General features: G+C 74.0%; 11 protein-coding genes and 1 tRNA gene. 7 read left to right on the top strand and 5 right to left on the bottom strand.

The features are described 5' to 3' along the window. Nucleotides 1-35 precede the first annotated feature (35 nt). Together ACGFZL_RS13900 and ACGFZL_RS13895 are read right to left on the bottom strand one after the other, a co-directional pair. A tRNA-Gln gene (locus ACGFZL_RS13900) sits at nucleotides 36-108 on the bottom strand. A gap of 14 nt (nucleotides 109-122) precedes the next feature. Further along, complete coding sequence (locus ACGFZL_RS13895) at nucleotides 123-983, bottom strand: hypothetical protein (RefSeq protein ID WP_393691404.1); 861 nt, start codon at nucleotides 981-983, stop codon at nucleotides 123-125. 135 nt (nucleotides 984-1,118) lie between these two features. On the opposite strand from ACGFZL_RS13895, the gene ACGFZL_RS13890 reads away from it, so the two are divergent. Beyond that, nucleotides 1,119-2,444 carry a sensor histidine kinase gene (locus tag ACGFZL_RS13890; RefSeq protein ID WP_393691402.1) on the top strand — a complete coding sequence of 442 codons (1,326 nt, stop codon included), beginning with the start codon at nucleotides 1,119-1,121 and terminating at the stop codon, nucleotides 2,442-2,444. Between the two features lie 13 nt (nucleotides 2,445-2,457). On the opposite strand, the gene ACGFZL_RS13885 is transcribed toward ACGFZL_RS13890, so the two are convergent. Both ACGFZL_RS13885 and ACGFZL_RS13880 read right to left on the bottom strand, forming a co-directional pair. Continuing rightward, complete coding sequence (locus ACGFZL_RS13885; protein WP_355174247.1) at nucleotides 2,458-2,952, bottom strand: SUKH-3 domain-containing protein; 495 nt, start codon at nucleotides 2,950-2,952, stop codon at nucleotides 2,458-2,460. A 49-nt stretch (nucleotides 2,953-3,001) separates the two neighbouring features. Next, nucleotides 3,002-3,532 (bottom strand): YwqJ-related putative deaminase, encoded by a 531-nt coding sequence (locus ACGFZL_RS13880; RefSeq protein WP_355174249.1) that lies wholly within the window; start codon nucleotides 3,530-3,532, stop codon nucleotides 3,002-3,004. Nucleotides 3,533-3,786: 254 nt separating this feature from the next. Between ACGFZL_RS13880 and ACGFZL_RS13875 the strand changes: the two genes are divergently transcribed. The 3 genes from ACGFZL_RS13875 (at nucleotide 3,787) to ACGFZL_RS13865 (ending at nucleotide 8,226) form a co-directional block, all read left to right on the top strand. Further along, on the top strand, nucleotides 3,787-4,782 hold the full coding sequence (locus ACGFZL_RS13875; protein ID WP_355174251.1) for an SMI1/KNR4 family protein: 996 nt from the start codon (nucleotides 3,787-3,789) through the stop codon (nucleotides 4,780-4,782). Between the two features lie 8 nt (nucleotides 4,783-4,790). Beyond that, nucleotides 4,791-7,244: an SUKH-4 family immunity protein gene (locus ACGFZL_RS13870; protein ID WP_393691399.1), complete on the top strand. Its 2,454-nt coding sequence runs from the start codon at nucleotides 4,791-4,793 to the stop codon at nucleotides 7,242-7,244. A gap of 109 nt (nucleotides 7,245-7,353) precedes the next feature. Next, a complete protein-coding gene (locus tag ACGFZL_RS13865) occupies nucleotides 7,354-8,226 on the top strand; it encodes a cellulose-binding protein (protein ID WP_393691397.1) in 873 nt (290 codons plus the stop codon). 267 nt (nucleotides 8,227-8,493) lie between these two features. Here the strand turns inward: ACGFZL_RS13865 and ACGFZL_RS13860 are convergent, their stop codons facing one another. Next, complete coding sequence (locus ACGFZL_RS13860; RefSeq protein ID WP_393691395.1) at nucleotides 8,494-9,972, bottom strand: MFS transporter; 1,479 nt, start codon at nucleotides 9,970-9,972, stop codon at nucleotides 8,494-8,496. A gap of 315 nt (nucleotides 9,973-10,287) precedes the next feature. On the opposite strand from ACGFZL_RS13860, the gene ACGFZL_RS13855 reads away from it, so the two are divergent. From ACGFZL_RS13855 to mfd, 3 genes are all read left to right on the top strand, one after another. Next, complete coding sequence (locus tag ACGFZL_RS13855) at nucleotides 10,288-11,076, top strand: ABC transporter ATP-binding protein (RefSeq protein ID WP_355174259.1); 789 nt, start codon at nucleotides 10,288-10,290, stop codon at nucleotides 11,074-11,076. Further along, entirely contained in the window at nucleotides 11,073-13,637 is a 2,565-nt protein-coding gene (locus ACGFZL_RS13850; protein WP_393691393.1) for an ABC transporter permease, read from the top strand. The genes ACGFZL_RS13855 and ACGFZL_RS13850 overlap by 4 nt, the downstream gene beginning before the upstream one ends. Nucleotides 13,638-14,057: 420 nt before the next feature. Then, entirely contained in the window at nucleotides 14,058-17,591 is a 3,534-nt protein-coding gene (gene mfd / locus ACGFZL_RS13845; protein WP_393691391.1) for a transcription-repair coupling factor, read from the top strand. Nucleotides 17,592-17,647 lie beyond the last annotated feature (56 nt).

Raw genomic sequence — 17,647 nt, 5'->3', positions numbered from 1 at the left:
GTGAGGACCCGAACCGAGGCTTTGGGTTCCGTGAGCTCCCCCGCAAGGATTCGAACCTTGTCCTACAGGCACCAAAAACCTGTGTGCTGCCAGTTACACCACGGGGGACAGCGCCTCAGACCTTACCCGAGACGCCCTCGCGCGTAACCCGTGATGCCCCGCCACCAGCCCTCGATGCGGTTGTACAACTCGGCGCCGCGAGCGACCGTGACCACGAGGCAACCGTGGTAGTCGTCGCCCGTGTTCTTGCGGACCGTCTTCGGGTTGTGCCGCTTCAGCGTCGGCCTCATGAAGGTCGCGGCGTCCACGCCCACGAGCCCCGCCCAGTAGCCATGGGCTGCCTCCACATCGGCGGACTCATGGATGAGGATCCGGAAGCCGAGCCGGTCGCGGCTCACCTCCAACAGGTCGAGCCACGCCAGGTAGACGTGGATCACGCTCGGGTCGCTGTTGACGAACACCACGCGCTCGCGCCGGTCGTAGGGCTTGCTCTTGGACCCTTCCGCCCAATACAGCGCGACACCCGCCATGAACAGCTCCCGGTCTGTGAGCGTGCCTGCCTCCCGCGCGGCGTCGGCCCTGACGCGCTCGCGTTCCTCGTCCTGAGCGTCGCGCAGGCGCCGCAGCCCCGCGTTCATGAGCGCCCTCTGCTCCTCGGGCGTGTAGCGCGGCTCCGGCCTCGGCAGGTCCCTGACCCACAGGGACACGGAGCTGCGCGAGCAGCCCAGCTCCACCTCGATCTGGTCGTAGGTCCAGCCCTGGAGGCGCAGCTCCCGAGCCTTGGCCCGCATGTCGTCCTTCGCGCGGGGGCGCTTGGTCCACTGCGGGGGCGGTTCGCCCTTCACCAGCTGGTTGAGGATGTCGTTGTTGAAGACCTTCAGCTCATCCCGGATCTGCCGAAGGCTGTAGCCCTCGCGGCGCAGCGCGACCGCCTGCTCGCGCAGGTTCTCGAAGTCCGCGTACTTGCTCGGTGAACGTGCCATGGGCATACCGTCCGGCCGGAATGCCCGGTTGCGGGGGTAAACCCCGAGGGGTTCATCAGTTCGAGGGATATCGCGTCGTATCGCTTGGGAAAAGTCACCGGTTCGGGGAGGTGCCGCGCCCGTAGGGTGGAGGGCATGACCACGACGGGGGAAGAGTGCGCACCGGCCCGGGGTGGGCCTTGGTGGTGGGAGCGGCGGCGCGGCGCGGCGCTGGATGTCGGGCTCGCCGCGGTGTCCGCGGTGGAGTGCGCAGCGGAGGGCGTGCCGTTCGCGCGGGACGCGGGGATCCCGGGGGCGGCGGGGGTCGTCTTCGGGCTGCTGGCCGGTTCGGTGCTGGTGGTGCGCCGCCGGTGGCCGATCGCGGTGGTGCTGGTGTCGATCGCCATCACGCCGGCCCAGATGGGCTTCCTGATGGGCATCGTCGGCCTGTACACGCTGGCGGCGTGCGAGCTGCCGCGCCGGGTGATCGCCTCGCTGGCGGGGATGTCGCTGCTCGGGACGTTGATCGTGACGTTCGTGCGGGTGCGGCAGGACATGGAGACGGGGGAGCTGACGATCGGGGACTGGTTCGTCCCCTTCGCGTCGATCACGACCTCGCTGGGGCTGACCGCGCCGCCGTTGCTGCTCGGCCTGTATGTGGGGGCGCGGCGGCGGCTGATGGAGAGCCTGCGGGAGCGGGCGGACAGCCTGGAGCGGGAGTTGCAGCTGCTCGCGGAGCGGGCGGAGGAGCGGGCCGAGTGGGCGCGCGGTGAGGAGCGGACGCGGATCGCGCGGGAGATGCACGACGTGGTGGCGCACCGGGTGAGCCTGATGGTGGTGCACGCGGCGGCGTTGCAGGCGGTGGCGCGCAAGGATCCGGAGAAGGCGGTGCGCAACGCGGCGCTGGTGGGGGACATGGGCCGGCAGGCGCTGACGGAGCTGCGGGAGATGCTGGGGGTGCTGCGCAGCGGGCCCGAGGAGCGGTCGGCTCCCGTCGCGTCGGCGGTGGGCGCGTCGGTGCCGTTGGCGGCGGTGGGGGTGGCCGCGGCGGCGGCCGCGTCGCGGGCGGCCGGGGAGGGGGAGGGGCCGTGCCTGTCGGAGCTGGACGAGCTGGTGGGGCAGTCGGTGGCGGCCGGGATGGTGGTGGACCTGTCGGTGGAGGGGGAGGAGCGGTCGTATCCGCCGGTGGTGGAGCGGACGGCGTTCCGGGTGGTGCAGGAGGCGTTGACGAACGTCCACAAGCACGCGGCGGGCGCGAAGACGTACGTACGCCTTGCGCACCGGGGGTCGGAGATCGCGATGCAGGTGGAGAACGGGCCGCCACCCGAGGCGGCGTCGTCGGCGCGGCTGCCGTCGGGGGGCAACGGGCTGGTGGGGATGAAGGAGCGGGTGGCCGCGCTGGGCGGCGTCTTCGTGTCGGGGCCGACGGACGCGGGGGGCTTCCGGGTGTCGGCGGTGATTCCGGCGGCCGGGACTGCCTAGCCGGTCCAGGGGCTCAGCCGGTGGTGAGGCGCACGGGGTGGTTGCCGGTGACGAGGGTGGCCAGGGCGTGGTCGATGTCGGCGCCGAGGTACCAGTCGCCGGTGTGGTCGAGGGCGTAGACGCGGCCCTCGGTGTCGACGGCGAGCAGGGCGCCGGCGGCGGTCTCGGTGCCGAGCGGGCAGGTGTGGGTGTCGAGGGCGCGGCCGAGGTCGGCGAGGGTGCGGGCCATGTGCAGGCCGTGCAGGGGGTCGAGGTCGAGGCCGGCGGGGGCGACCTGGCGGCCGGGTCCGGTGGGGGTGATGCGCAGCCCGCCGAATTCGGCCCAGACCTCGACGGCGGCGGGGAAGACGGTGTGGCGGTGCCCGGCGGGTGAGGTGTGGTCGCGCAGGGTGTCGGCCCAGTCCTCGGCCTGTTTGATGTCCCAGCGCCCGGGCTGCCAGCCGGCGTCGCGCAGGGCGGCGTCGACGGGGACGGGGAAGCGGGTGGTGGAGGTGCGGTCGGCGTGCATCGGCCCTTGGTTCGTCTCGTACGGGGGGATACGGGGGAGGGGCGGCGCGTCAGTCCTGGGCGGCGGGGTCGACGACGCGGACGCCGAAGTGGGCGGTGAGGGCGGTGCAGGCGCGGCAGGGCGCGGCGAAGTGGCCGTGCAGGGGGTCGCCGTCCTCGCGGATGCGGCGGGTGGTGAGCTTGGCGTGTTTGAGGGCCTTGCGGGCCTCGCCGTTGGTCATGGGGCGGCGGGCGGCGCGTTTGCTGCGGCCGGTGTCGGCGGTGGTGAGGTGCCGGGAGATGAGGAGGGTCTCGGCGCAGCGGCCGGTGAAGCGGTCGCGCTGGCCGCTGGCGAGGGCGTCGAGGAAGTCCTGCACGAGGGGGTGCAGGGCGGGGGGTGTGTCGGCGCGGGCGGCGGTGCCGGTGAGGGTGGTGCCGCGTACGGAGAGGGCGGCGGCGACGGTGGGGAGTATGCCGTCGCGGCGGTGGCGCAGCACGGGCGCGTGGGCGGTGTCGGCGGTGCTCCAGCCGACGCGGGGGTCGCCGGAGTACCCGGTCTCCGGTTTCGTCTGTGTTTCCGTCGTCGCCGTCGTCGCCGTCATGGTGTGTTCCCCTCCTGTGCATCCCCCGGAGGTCACAGGGTGCCAAATGCCGTGGCCGGGAAGGAAGCTGGGGCGCGGCGACACGCCCGTGGATGGGCGGTGCGTCACGGGAGGGTGACGGCTGGTCACGGCCCGGGGGCGGTGGTCGCCGGGTGGTGTTCCGCCGCCGGTGACCGGGGTCGGCGTACCGCATAGGCTGTCGGTCCAGCAGTGCAGAGCAGCAGACGAGACAGACGCCGCAGGGGGCTACCGCCATGACGACAGGTCGGCTCGGGCACGCCGCGCCGCCGAACGCGGCCTACGCCGGGCAGGTCGTGCACTTCCCGGATCCGGTGCGGGCGGCCCGTCATCCCCGCGGGGTGCGGGTGGACGGGGCGGGGTATCCCGACTTCTCGCCGTACGCCCGGGCCGCCGTGGAGATCGCGGAGCCGCCGGAGGGTTTCGGCGTGGACGAGCTGCGGCTGACGGACTACGTGTCGGCGAACGCGGCGCTGGCGGCGGAGGGCCACGAGTTGTGGGACACGGTGCCGTCGGTGGCGACGCCGCACGGCTGGACGTGGCACCACGTGGCGGACTCGCGGCGGCTCGAGCTGGTCCCGGTGGAGGTGAAGGCGCTGCTGCGCCACCACGGCGGGATCGCGACGTCGGCGGTGGACCACGGCAAGCGCGGTACGCGGCCGTTGCAGGAGACGCGGCCGGCGCACTTCGGGCTGCCGAAGTCCGGGGTGGCGGTGACGGAGCAGCAGGTGCAGGGGGTCGAGGAGGACCTCGGGTACCGGCTGCCGGGCGCCTACCGGTCGTTCCTGAAGGCGGCGGGCGGCTGCGCGCCGGTGGGCACGGCGCTCGACGCGGAGCTGGGGCTCCTGGTGGACCAGCCGTTCTTCACGGTGCGCGAGGAGGCGGCGGTCAACGACCTCGTCTACGTCAACAAGTGCCTGCGGGACCATCTGACGAAGGACTACCTGTGCGTGGCGTTCGTGCAGGGCGGTCTGCTCGCGGTGAAGGTGCGCGGGGAGAAGGCCGGTTCGGTGTGGTTCTGCGCGTACGACGACGTGCGGGACGTGGATCCGGCGTGGCCGCCGGCGGAGCGCGTGGGGCGGCTGCTGCTGCCGTGCGGTGAGGACTTCGACGTCTTCCTGTCCCGGCTGGCGGGTTCGCCGCCGGAGCTGGAGACGGTGGCCGACCTGATGGTGGACGGCGGTTTCGCCCGGGTGGTGTCCGGGGCGGACGACGCGTCGGCAGGGGAGTGAGCAGGGCGATGGTGACCTTCGCGCAGGCGCAGGAGCGCGCCGAGGAGTGGATCAACGGCGAGCTGCCGGCTTACCAGCACCGGGAGGTGCGGGTGCGGGAGTTCGAGCTGGGGTTCGTGGTGTGGGCCGAGGACCGGGCGGACGGGCCGCGCTCGGACGGCGGCGCGCACCGGCTGGTGATCGCGCGGGACAGCGGTGAGGCGACGCTGTGGCCGGCGCTCGCGGTGGGTGAGGTGATCCGCCGCTACGAGGAGGAGTACGGCCGTCCGGAGACGGACGAGGAGGACGACGCGGCGCCGGCGCCGCCGGCCCGGGTGGACCTGAACCAGACGTCGTTCCTGCTGACGCCGCCGGAGTGGCTGCAGGAGGCGGCGGACCGGATCGGCATCCCGGACCGGCGCGAGCCCTCCGGGGGTGAGCGGGGTGAGCGTGCGGCTGCGTCCTCGGACACCGGTGGTGAGCGTGCGGCGGCGTCCTCGGACACCGGTGGCGCGGTGTGGCCGTCCGCCGGTGTGGAGGGTGCCGGTGGTGCGCCGGACGCGCCGGCCGGGGCGACGCCCTGGGCGGGTACGGACACCAACGCCGACGCCGGTGAGGACCGTTCGGTGCCGCTGCCGGACACGGTGTTCGCGCCGCAGCTGAGCGAGGACGACGGCACGCCGCCGCCTCCGCCCGCGGTGCCGGAGGCGAAGACGGCGCTGATGAGCGGGGGGAGCCAGCTGCCGCCGACGGCGCTGGCACCGGCGGTGGACGAGTCGGCCGGGTCGGTGCCGGGGGCGTCCGGGCCGGGGACGCCGGGGTCGGGTGTGCCGACGCCGGGTGCGCCCGCGTCGGGGCCGCCCGCCACCGCGCCGGGTGTGCCGATGCCGCCCGCCGCTCCCGCGCCGCATGCCGCGACGCCGCCGCCGGGGGTGCCGCAGGCGCCGGGCCGGCCGCTCGCGCCGAACGCCGGGGACATCGCCGACGCCGCCACCAGCAAGGCCCCGCCGCCCCGGCGTGGCGGCGGCGCGGGCGCCCCGCCTCCGCCGCAGGCGGCGCCGCCGGTTCCGGGCGCGTCGGGCGCGTCGGGCGCGTCGGCGGGCGGCTACGTGCCGACGCAGATGGTGCCGTCCCTCGGCGGCAACAACCCCATCGCACCGCAGGGTCCGCCCACTCCACCCCCTCCGCCCGGCCCGACCGACCCGTCCGCCCCGCCGGCCCCTCCGGGCACGCCGCCGGGCGGGGTGCACCACGCCGCCACGATGCTGGCCGACCCGGGCCGTACGGGCGGTGGCGCCCCGCCGCCCCCGGCCGCCGCCCCCGCCCCCGGCCCGCAGGGCGCGGCCGGCGGTGCCCGCGGCGCCGTGCACCACGCGGAGACGGTGCTGGCCGCGCCTGCCCCGGCCGGCGGCCCGGGCGTGCCGCCGCCGCCGGGTGCCGTGCCGCCGCCCCCGCCGGGCGCGGTCCCGCCCCCGGCGTCGTACGGCTATCCGCAGCCGCCGCAGGGCCTGCCGACGGTCGGCCCCGGCTACCAGGCCGTCCTGCGCTACCGCGCGCACGACGGCTCCGAGCAGCAGGTGATCCGGCGTTCGGCGCCGGGCACCCCGCACCCGGAGTGGCAGATCTTCCACGAGCTGCGCGCCATGAACGTGCCGCCGGACCGGGTGCTCGAGCTGCACACCGAGCTGGAGTCGTGCGAGCTGCCCGGCGCGTACTGCGCGCGGATGATCCGGGAGCAGTGGCCGCAGGCGCGCATCACCTCCATCGCGCCGTACGGCACCGACCACGGCAGCCGGCAGCAGGGCATGGGGCAACTCCTCGTGCATCAGGGCGAGTTGCACCAGGTGGCCGACGGCCCCGCGCGGCCGGCGCCGGTACGCGCCCCGCTGCCGCAGGTGCAGCCGGTGCCGCCCGTGCCGCCGGAGGCGATCGGGCAGGAGCTGGCCGGCGCGTTCGGGCCGGGCGTCTTCCGGTTCGAGCAGGCGGCGGTGTCCCGGCAGGGCGTGCCGCCGGTGGTGGCGCACACCCTGGTGGCGGCGGGCCTGCCGCTGGACATGGGCCCGTTCTTCTGGGCGCAGGCCCAGCCGGGGCGCCCGGTGCCGACGCTGGCCGAACTGGCCGCCGAGCGGGGTGTGCAGCCGGCCCCGGACGCGGGCTCGTACCTCGTCGTCGGCAGCGACTTCGGCAAGGCGGTCTGCGTGCAGTACGGCACGGCGGCCATCGTGGCGGTGCCGGTGGAGGCGGGGCCCGGCGGTGCGCCGGTGCCGCCGCAGTTCGTGAACTCCTCGCTGCCGGAGTTCGCCCGCTGCCTGGCGCTGCTCGGCCGGATGTGGCGACTGCGGTTCGGGCTCAACCAGGAGCAGGCGGGCCGCTGGACGGTGGACTTCCAGGCGCAGCTGGCCTCCCTCGACCCGGCGGCGCTCGGCTCGCCGGAGAGCTGGTGGTCGGTGCTGCTCGAGCAGATGTGGGACGGGTTGCTGTGACCCTGCCCTGAGCCGCCCCGGCTGACGCGCGCCCCCATGCCTTCCGGCAAATCGGTCGGAATGTGTGCAAATCTGTGCGGATCGTCCGTGAACGAGACGGAGGTCCCACATGAGCAGCTTCGCGGTGGTACGGGGGCGCGGCTACCGGCCCGGCCGGGTGGACGCGTGTGCCGAGGCCCTCTCCCGGGAGCGGGACGCGGCGTGGGAGCGCGCCGCCCGGCTCACGGTGCTGGCCCGCGACATGGCCGAGGAACTGGCGGAGCTGCGGGAGGTGGTGGCCGGGCTCGCCCCGCAGGACTACGCGGTGCTCGGCGAGCGGGCCCGGGAGCTGTTCGCGCTGGGGGAGGAGCAGGCGCGGGCCGTCCTGGCGGACGCGGGGCGCTCCGCGCGGGAGCTGGCGTTGCGGGACGAGGCGTACGCGGCCGAGCTGCGCGAGGCCGCGGAGGCGGAGGCGGGGCGGGTGCGCGGTGAGGCCGACGCACGGGCCGAGGCCCGCCTGCTGGCGGCCCGTACGGCGGCCGACGAGGTGCGGGTCGCTGCGCGGCGCGAGGTGCGGGCGGGGCGGGGTGAGGCGTTGGGCGTGCTGCGCGAGGCGCGGCGCCGGACCGCCCTCCTCCTGGCCGACCAGGGGCGGGACCATGCCGAGCGGTTGGCCGAGGCCGAGTGCGGGGCCGCCGGGCGGGGGCGGGATCTGGACGCCCAGCATGCGGAGCGGTTGGCTCGCGCCGAGGCGGAGGTGGTTGTGGCCCACCAGTCGCTGGCCGACGCGGAGTCGGCGGACCGCGGCCTTCAGGACGAAGCGGGTGCTCGCGCGGGGGAGATCCTCGCGGCGGCCCGGGCCCGCGCCGACGCGATCGCTCGGGACACGGAGCGGGTGCTCCACGCCCACGGCGAGCACTGGGACGCCGTCCAGGCCGAGACGGACGTGGTCCGAGCCACCCTCGACGCCCTGACGGGCGAGGTCACGGAACTGACCAGGTAGTCCGTCGGCTGCGGGTGCGTCGTGGCTGGTCGCGCCCCGCGGCGGAGCCGCAAGTCAGCACAGTCCCGCGCCCCTGGGGCATACAGTCCCGCCCGCTCCCCAGCTGCGGGCAGCCGCACCGCGCCCGCCTCCCCCTCCCACCCAGCTGCGGGCAGTCGTGCCGCTGGGGCGGCACGGGTGGGCGCTGGGGGCCCCTGCTCGAAGAGCTTGGGGGAGGCACCCCGTCGCGCCGGGCTGCGCAGACGCCCCCCCCGCAGCGACGCCCCGTTACTCCACCCGCACCGGGAACCTCCGAGGCGCCACCACCAGCAGCACCACAAAGGCGACCGCCGCCGCGCCCGCCGCCCCGAGGTACACGGCGTGCACCGCCTCCGCGACGGCCCTCCGCACGGGCTCGCTCACCCCCCGCCCGACACTCTCCAGCTCCACCCCGCCCAGCCGCGCCCCCAGCACCCCGTTGGCCACCGCCCCGAACCCCGCCGCCCCCACCGTCTGCCCGATCTGCCGGCAGAACAGCACCGACCCCGTGGCCGTCCCCCGTTCCGCCCACCCCACCGTCGACTGCACCCCCACGATCAACGGCAACTGGAACAACCCCAGCAGACCCCCCAGCACCAGCATCAGCACCGTCGGCTGCCAGGCCGCCCCCGGATACGGCAGGAAGGGGAACGCGAGCAGCACCAGACACGCGCCCCCGATCCCGACCAGCGCCGTGTCCCGGAACCCGATCCGGCGGTACACGTGCTGACTGAGCGCCGCCGCCATCGGCCAGGTCAGCGTCCACACCGACAGCACGAACCCGGCCGCGACCGGCGCCAGCCCGAGCACCGCCTGGGCGTACGTCGGCAGGAACACGGTCGGCGCCACCATCAGCACCCCCAGCGCGCCCAGCGCGAGATTGACCGCGGCGATGGTCCGCCGCCGCCACACCCAGCCCGGGATGATCGGCTCCGCCGCCCGGCGCTCCACGAGGACCGTCACCCCGAGCAGCGCGACCCCCGTGCCGAGCAGCGCCAGCGAGGGCGCCGACAGCCACGGCCAGGCCGTCCCGCCCTGCACCAGCGCCGTGAGCAGCGTCCCCCCGCACGCGAACACCGCGAGCGCCCCCGCCCAGTCCACGCGGGGCCGCGCGGCGGGCCGTTCGCGGGGCGGCTCGTGCAGGTGCCGGACGATCAGCCACAGGGCGAGCGCGCCGACGGGCAGGTTGACCAGGAAGATCCAGCGCCAGTCGGCGTAGGCGGCGAGGACCCCGCCGAGCCCGGGGCCGGCGACCGCGGAGACCGCCCACACCGTGGAGAGCCGGGCCTGGATCCGCGGTCGCTCCTCGAGCGGGTACAGGTCGGCGGCGAGCGTCTGCACCGTGCCCTGGAGGGCCCCGCCGCCCAGGCCCTGCACGATGCGGAAGGCGATCAGCGCGGCCATGTTCCAGGCGCCCGCGCACAGCAGCGACCCGGCCAGGAACAGCACCGCGCCCGCCACCAGGACCGGCTTGCGGCCGACGGTGTCGCAGAGCCGGCCGTAGACGGGGAGGGTGACGGTGACGGCCAGCAGGTAGCCGGAGAACAGCCAGGAGAAGAGGGAGAAGCCGCCGAGGTCGCCGACGATCTGCGGCACCGCGGTGGCGACGATCGTGGAGTCGAGGGCGGCCAGCGCCATCGCCAGCATCAGCGCGGCGACGACGGCGCCGCGCCGCTCCGGCCCGGCACCGGTGACCCGTGCGCGTACCACTGCTCCGGTGCCACCCATCCCGACCTCCCCGTGACCGCAGGCGCCCAGCTTCCCACCCGACCCCGACACGGCTCATCCCGGGGACTGACAGCCCCTAGGGGTTCCTTCGTCCTTCAGACCGGGTCGGGTTGGTACCGGCGGAGGACGTGGCACCCCCCGGCCCGTCCTTAACCTGGCTTTACGCCGCTGGGGGGCGGCGGACCGCACCACCGGGGGTGGGGTTTTCCCCAGCAGAAGACTGCACCGCGCACCAGCGCGCTCGACCCCCGCGTCTCGACAGACTTCAGGTGCCGGACGACCGGACCACCGGTACACCGATCAAGGAGAACCGACATGACATCGGCCGTGACCATTCCCAAGCACGGGGGCAGTGGAGGGCGTACGGCCGTGGCCGCGCGGGCGCGTCAGGTGGTGAAGGCGTACGGCGCCGGGGAGACCCGGGTGGTCGCCCTCGACCACGTCGACGTGGACATCCTGCGCGGCGAGTTCACCGCCATCATGGGCCCCTCCGGGTCCGGCAAGTCCACGCTGATGCACTGCCTGGCCGGACTTGACACCGTCACCGAGGGCCAGATCCACCTGGACGAGACCGAGATCACCGGGCTGAAGGACAAGAAGCTCACCCAACTGCGCCGCGACCGGGTCGGTTTCATCTTCCAGGCGTTCAACCTGCTGCCGACGCTGAACGCCCTGGAGAACATCACGCTGCCGATGGACATCGCCGGGCGCAGGCCCGACAAGGAGTGGCTGGACCGGGTCGTGGAGACCGTCGGTCTCGCCGGTCGGCTCAAGCACCGGCCCAACCAGCTCTCCGGCGGCCAGCAGCAGCGCGTCGCCGTGGCCCGGGCGCTGGCCGCGCGGCCGGAGATCATCTTCGGGGACGAGCCGACCGGCAACCTCGACTCCCGGGCCGGCGCCGAGGTGCTGGGCTTCCTGCGCCGGTCGGTGGACGAGCTGGGCCAGACCATCGTGATGGTCACCCACGACCCGGTCGCCGCCGCCTACGCGGACCGGGTGCTCTACCTCGCCGACGGCCGGATCGTGGACGAGATGCGCCGGCCGACCGCCGAGGCCGTCCTGGACCGGATGAAGGACTTCGACGCCCGGGGGCGCACGTCATGACCGTCGTCAGGACCTCGCTGCGCAACTTCTTCGCGCACAAGGGGCGCATGGCGCTCTCCGCGGTGGCGGTGCTGCTCTCCGTGGGCTTCGTGTGCGGGACGCTGGTGTTCACCGACACCATGACCACCACCTTCGACAAGCTCTTCGCGGTCTCCGCCTCCGACGTGACCGTGCAGCCCGCGAAGGCCGAGGCCGACGAGACCCCGCAGAACGGGGTGCCCGAGTCGCTGCCGGCCGCCACGCTGGACCGGGTCCGCTCCGTCCAGGGCGTCAAGTCGGTGGAGGGCTCGGTCAGTTCGCAGAGCGTCACCGTCGTCGACGGCCGCAACAAGAACGTCGGCGCGGGCGACGGCCCGCCCACCATCGCCGGCAACTGGACGAGGAACGACCTGAAGTCGATGGAGATCACCTCTGGGCACGCCCCGCGCGGGCCGACCGAGGTGATGGTCGACGCCGACACCGCCGACAAGAAGCACCTGGAGATCGGCGAGGAGCTGCGCACCATCGCGCAGACCGGTGACTTCAAGGCGCGGATCGTCGGCATCGCGACCTTCAAGGTGACCAACCCCGGCGCCGCGATCTTCTACTTCGACACCGCCACCTCCCAGCGCCGACTGCTCGGCGCCGCCGACAGGTTCACCGCGGTCAACGTCACCGCCGCCGACGGGGTCTCCGACACCGTGCTCAAGCAGCACGTCGTCCAGGCCCTCAAGGGCGACTACAAGGTGCAGACGGCCAAGGAGAACTCCGACGAGAACCGCGAGAGCCTCGGCTCGTTCCTGGACATCATCAAGTACGCCATGCTCGGCTTCGCCGGGATCGCCTTCCTGGTCGGCATCTTCCTGATCGTCAACACCTTCTCCATGCTGGTTGCCCAGCGCACCCGCGAGATCGGCCTCATGCGGGCCATCGGCTCCTCGCGCCGGCAGGTCAACCGCTCGGTGCTGGTGGAGGCGCTGTTCCTCGGCGTCGTCGGCTCCGTGCTCGGCGTCGCGGCGGGCGTCGGGATCGCGGTCGGCCTGATGAAGCTGATGTCGGCGGCGGGCATGAACCTGTCCACCGACGACCTGACCGTGAAGGCGACGACCCCCGTGGCCGGCCTGGTCCTCGGCGTCGTCGTCACCGTCCTCGCCGCCTGGCTGCCGGCCCGCCGGGCCGGGAAGATCTCCCCGATGGCCGCCCTGCGCGACGCCGGCACCCCCGCCGACGGCCGGGCCGGCCGGATCCGCGGCACCATCGGCGTCCTGCTCACCGGCGCCGGCGGAGCCGCGCTGGTCACGGCGGCCCGCGCGGACAAGGCGACCGACGGCTCGATGATGCTCGGCGCCGGCGTGGTCCTCACCCTGATCGGCCTGGTCGTGATCGGCCCGCTGCTGTCCGGCGCGGTGGTGCGGGTGCTCAGCGCGGTGCTGCTGCGGGCCTTCGGCCCGGTCGGGCGGCTCGCCGAACGCAACGCCCTGCGCAACCCGCGCCGCACCGGCGCCACCGGCGCCGCGCTGATGATCGGCCTCGCCCTGGTCGCCTGCCTGTCGGTGGTCGGCTCCTCCATGGTGGCCTCCGCCACCAGCCAGCTCGACAAGTCGGTCGGCGCGGACTTCATCGTCCAGGGCAACCAGCGGATCGTGCCGCAGGCCGAGCAGGCGATGCGGAAGTCACCGTCCCTGGAGCACGTCACCAGCTACCGCGTGGTCGACGCCACCGTCACCGCGCCCGACGGCACCAAGGACACCGACGGCGTCACCGCCGCCGACCCGTCCTACGCCGACGACCTGCGCCGCCCGACCACGGCGGGCGACCTCAAGGCCGCCTACCGCCCCGGCGCCATGGCGGTCGGCTCCGACTACGCCGAGGACCACGGCGTGCACGTCGGCGACACCCTCACGGTCGCCTTCGAGGGCGGTCGCACGGCGAAGCTCAAGGTCGCCGCGATCACGGACGACGAGACCGCCATCGACCAGGGCGCGCGGTACCTCTCCACCGAGACGATGCGGACGTACCTGCCGGCCGCCAAGGTCCCGCCGAACATGATCATGTTCGCGAAGGCCGCAGACGGCCACGAGAAGGACGCGTACGCGGCCCTGAAGCAGGCCATGGAGCCGTACCCGCAGTACCAGGTGCGCGACCAGACCGACTACAAGGAGCAGCTGAAGGACCAGGTCGGCCAGTTGCTCAACATGGTCTACGGGCTGCTCGCCCTGGCGATCATCGTCGCCGTGCTCGGTGTCGTGAACACCCTCGCCCTCTCGGTGGTCGAGCGGACCCGCGAGATCGGCCTCATGCGGGCCATCGGGCTCTCCCGCCGCCAGCTGCGCCGCATGATCCGCATGGAGTCGGTGGTCATCGCCCTCTTCGGCGCCCTGCTCGGCCTCGGCCTCGGCATGGGCTGGGGCGCCACCGCCCAGCGCCTGCTCGCCCTGGAGGGCCTGGACGTCCTGGACATCCCCTGGCCGACGATCCTCTACGTCTTCGTCGGCTCGGCCTTCGTGGGCCTCTTCGCCGCCCTGGTCCCGGCCTTCCGGGCGGGCCGGATGAACGTCCTGAACGCGATCGCGACGGAGTAGCACCGCGGTCCCACCAGACCACCGCATACGGGGGTTGCGGGGGGAATCCCGGCGCCGGAAGCCACGTGGCTCCCGACGCCGGGCCTTCCGCTGTCCGCGCCCGGGGCCGCCGTCTTCCGACCGACCGAGTCGCCGCCGACCCGGGCGTCCACCTTCCAACTGACCGAGTCGGGTGGTGGGTGGGCACAGGCCGGGGGTCCAGGGGGCGGAGCCCCCTGGTACGGCCACCCCGACGCCGCCCGCCTCGCACCCGACTCGCACCCGGCGTCGCCCACCTCGCACCCGGCGCAGCCACCCGCAGCCGGCGTTGTCCACAGCCTCCCGTGCAGCCGCGCAGCGCGACGTACCCTGGACAGCCCGGCACCCACCGCGTCGGGCCACTCGTGTCGCCCCACCCCCAGGACGGAAAGCACCCCCTCCATGAGCCTGCACGGTCTGCTCGACGCCGTCGTGAAGGACGCCGCCCTCGCGGAAGCGATCACGGCGGCCACCGACGGCAACCGCACGCACGTCGACCTCGTCGGACCCCCCGCCGCCCGCCCCTTCGCGGTCGCCGCGCTGGCCCGCGAGGCCGGCCGGCCGGTCCTCGCGGTGACGGCGACGGGCCGCGAGGCGGAGGACCTGGCCGCCGCCCTGCGCTCGCTGCTGCCGCCCGAGGGCGTGGTGGAGTACCCGTCCTGGGAGACCCTGCCGCACGAGCGGCTCAGCCCGCGCAGCGACACCGTCGGCCGCCGCCTCGCCGTGCTGCGCCGCCTCGCCCACCCGCGCCCCGACGACCCCGAGACCGGCCCGGTCTCCGTTGTCGTCGCCCCCGTGCGCTCCGTGCTCCAGCCACAGGTCAAGGGCCTGGGCGACCTGGAGCCCGTGGCGCTGCGGAGCGGGCAGAGCGCCGACCTGGAGGAGATCGTCGCGGCGCTCGCGGCGGCGGCGTACGCGCGCGTGGAGCTGGTCGAGAAGCGCGGCGAGTTCGCCGTGCGCGGCGGCATCCTCGATGTGTTCCCGCCCACCGAGGAGCACCCCCTGCGGGTGGAGTTCTGGGGCGACGACGTCGAGGAGATCCGCTACTTCAAGGTCGCCGACCAGCGCTCCCTCGAAGTCGCCGAGCACGGCCTGTGGGCCCCGCCCTGCCGCGAGCTGCTCCTCACCGACCAGGTGCGCGAGCGCGCCGCAGCGCTGGCGGAGCAGCACCCGGAGCTGGGCGAGCTGCTCGGCAAGATCGCCGAGGGCATCGCGGTGGAGGGCATGGAGTCCCTCGCCCCGGTCCTGGTGGACGACATGGAGCTGCTGCTCGACGTGCTGCCGGCCGGCGCGATGGCCCTGGTCTGCGACCCCGAGCGGATCCGTACCCGCGCCGCCGACCTGGTGGCGACCTCGCAGGAGTTCCTCCAGGCGTCCTGGGCGGCCACGGCGGGCGGCGGGGAGGCGCCGATCGACGTCGGCGCGGCCTCCCTGTGGTCCCTCGCGGACGTCCGGGACCGGGCCCGCGAGCTGGGCATGATGTGGTGGTCGGTGTCCCCCTTCGCCGCCGACGACGCGCTGGAGGAGGCCGACACCCTCAAGCTCGGCATGCACGCCCCCGACACCTACCGCGGCGACACCGCCCGCGCGCTGGCCGACACCAAGGGCTGGCTCTCCGACGGCTGGCGCACGGTGTACGTCACCGAGGGCCACGGCCCGGCCGCCCGCACGGTGGAGGTGCTCGGCGGCGAGAACATCGCCGCCCGCCTCGACATCGACCTGACCGCGATCGACCCGGCACTCGTCCACGTCTCCTGCGGCTGCGTCGACCAGGGCTTCGTGGACCCGGCGCTCAAGCTGGCCGTGCTCACCGAGACCGACCTGACCGGGCAGCGCACCGCCAGCAAGGACCTGGGGCGGATGCCGACCCGGCGCCGCAAGACCATCGACCCGCTCACCCTGGAGGCGGGCGACTACATCGTGCACGAGCAGCACGGCGTGGGCCGCTACATCGAGATGGTCCAGCGCACCGTGCAGGGCGCCACCCGCGAGTACCTGGTGGTGGAGTACGCGCCCGCCAAGCGCGGCCAGCCCGGCGACCGGCTGTACATCCCGACCGACCAGCTGGAGCAGATCACCAAGTACGTCGGCGGCGAGGCCCCCACCCTGCACCGCCTGGGCGGCGCCGACTGGACCAAGACCAAGGCCCGCGCCAAGAAGGCGGTCAAGGAGATCGCCGCCGACCTGATCAAGCTGTACAGCGCCCGCATGGCCGCCCCCGGCCACGCCTTCGGCGGTGACACCCCCTGGCAGCGCGAGCTGGAGGACGCCTTCCCGTACGCGGAGACGCCGGACCAGCTGACCACCATCGCCGAGGTCAAGGAGGACATGGAGAAGACGGTCCCGATGGACCGCCTGATCTGCGGCGACGTCGGCTATGGCAAGACCGAGATCGCGGTCCGGGCCGCCTTCAAGGCCGTCCAGGACGGCAAGCAGGTCGCGGTCCTGGTGCCGACGACCCTGCTGGTGCAACAGCACTTCGGCACCTTCAGCGAGCGGTACGCGCAGTTCCCGGTCAACGTGCGGGCGCTCTCCCGCTTCCAGACCGACGCCGAGGCGAAGGCAGTCCTGGAGGGCCTGCGCGAGGGCTCCGTCGACCTGGTCATCGGCACCCACCGCCTCTTCGCCTCCGAGACCAAGTTCAAGGATCTCGGCCTGGTCATCGTCGACGAGGAGCAGCGCTTCGGCGTCGAGCACAAGGAGCAGCTGAAGAAGCTGCGCGCCAATGTGGACGTGCTGACCATGTCGGCCACGCCCATCCCGCGCACCCTGGAGATGGCGGTCACCGGCATCCGCGAGATGTCGACCATCACCACCCCGCCGGAGGAGCGGCACCCGGTGCTGACCTTCGTCGGCCCCTTCGAGCAGAAGCAGATCGGCGCCGCCATCCGCCGCGAGCTGCTGCGCGAGGGCCAGGTCTTCTACATCCACAACCGCGTCGAGTCCATCGACCGCGCCGCGGCCCGCCTCCGCGAGATCGTCCCCGAGGCGCGCATCGCGACCGCGCACGGCCAGATGTCCGAGCAGGCCCTGGAGCAGGTGGTGGTCGACTTCTGGGAGAAGAAGTTCGACGTGCTGGTGTCGACCACGATCGTGGAGTCCGGCATCGACATCTCCAACGCCAACACCCTGATCGTGGAGCGCGGCGACAACTTCGGCCTCAGCCAGCTGCACCAGCTGCGCGGCCGGGTGGGCCGCGGCCGGGAGCGCGGCTACGCGTACTTCCTGTACCCGCCGGAGAAGCCGCTCACCGAGACCGCGCACGAACGGCTCGCCACCATCGCCCAGCACACCGAGATGGGCGCGGGCATGTACGTGGCGATGAAGGACCTGGAGATCCGCGGCGCGGGCAACCTGCTCGGCGGCGAGCAGTCCGGGCACATCGCGGGCGTCGGCTTCGACCTGTACGTCCGCATGGTCGGCGAGGCCGTCGCCGACTACCGGGCCTCCCTGGAGGGCGGGGTGGAGGAGGAGCCGCCCCTGGAGGTCAAGATCGAGCTGCCGGTCGACGCGCACGTCCCGCACGACTACGCCCCCGGCGAGCGGCTGCGCCTCCAGGCGTACCGCGCGATCGCCTCGGCCAACAGCGAGGAGGACGTCAAGGCCGTACGCGAGGAACTCACCGACCGCTACGGCAAGCTGCCCGAGCCGGTGGAGAACCTGCTGCTGGTGGCGGGCCTGCGGATGCTGGCGCGGGCCTGCGAGGTCGGCGAGATCGTGCTCCAGGGCAACAACGTCCGCTTCGCGCCGGTGGAGCTGCGGGAGTCGCAGGAGCTGCGCCTGAAGCGCCTCTACCCCGGCAGCCTCATCAAGCCGACCGGCCACCAGATCCTCGTACCCCGCCCGAAGACCGCGAAGGTCGGGGGCAAGCCGCTGGTCGGCCGCGAACTGCTGGCGTGGACCGGCGAGTTCCTGACCACGATCCTGGGCTCGTAGCGCGCCCGCGAGACGAAGACGGAGCCGCCCTCGGGCGGCTCCGTCTCGGGTCTGTG

This window comes from Streptomyces sp. NPDC048182 (genome assembly GCF_043202555.1).
Lineage (GTDB): Bacteria > Actinomycetota > Actinomycetes > Streptomycetales > Streptomycetaceae > Streptomyces.
This window is presented reverse-complemented; position numbering and strand designations above follow the sequence as displayed.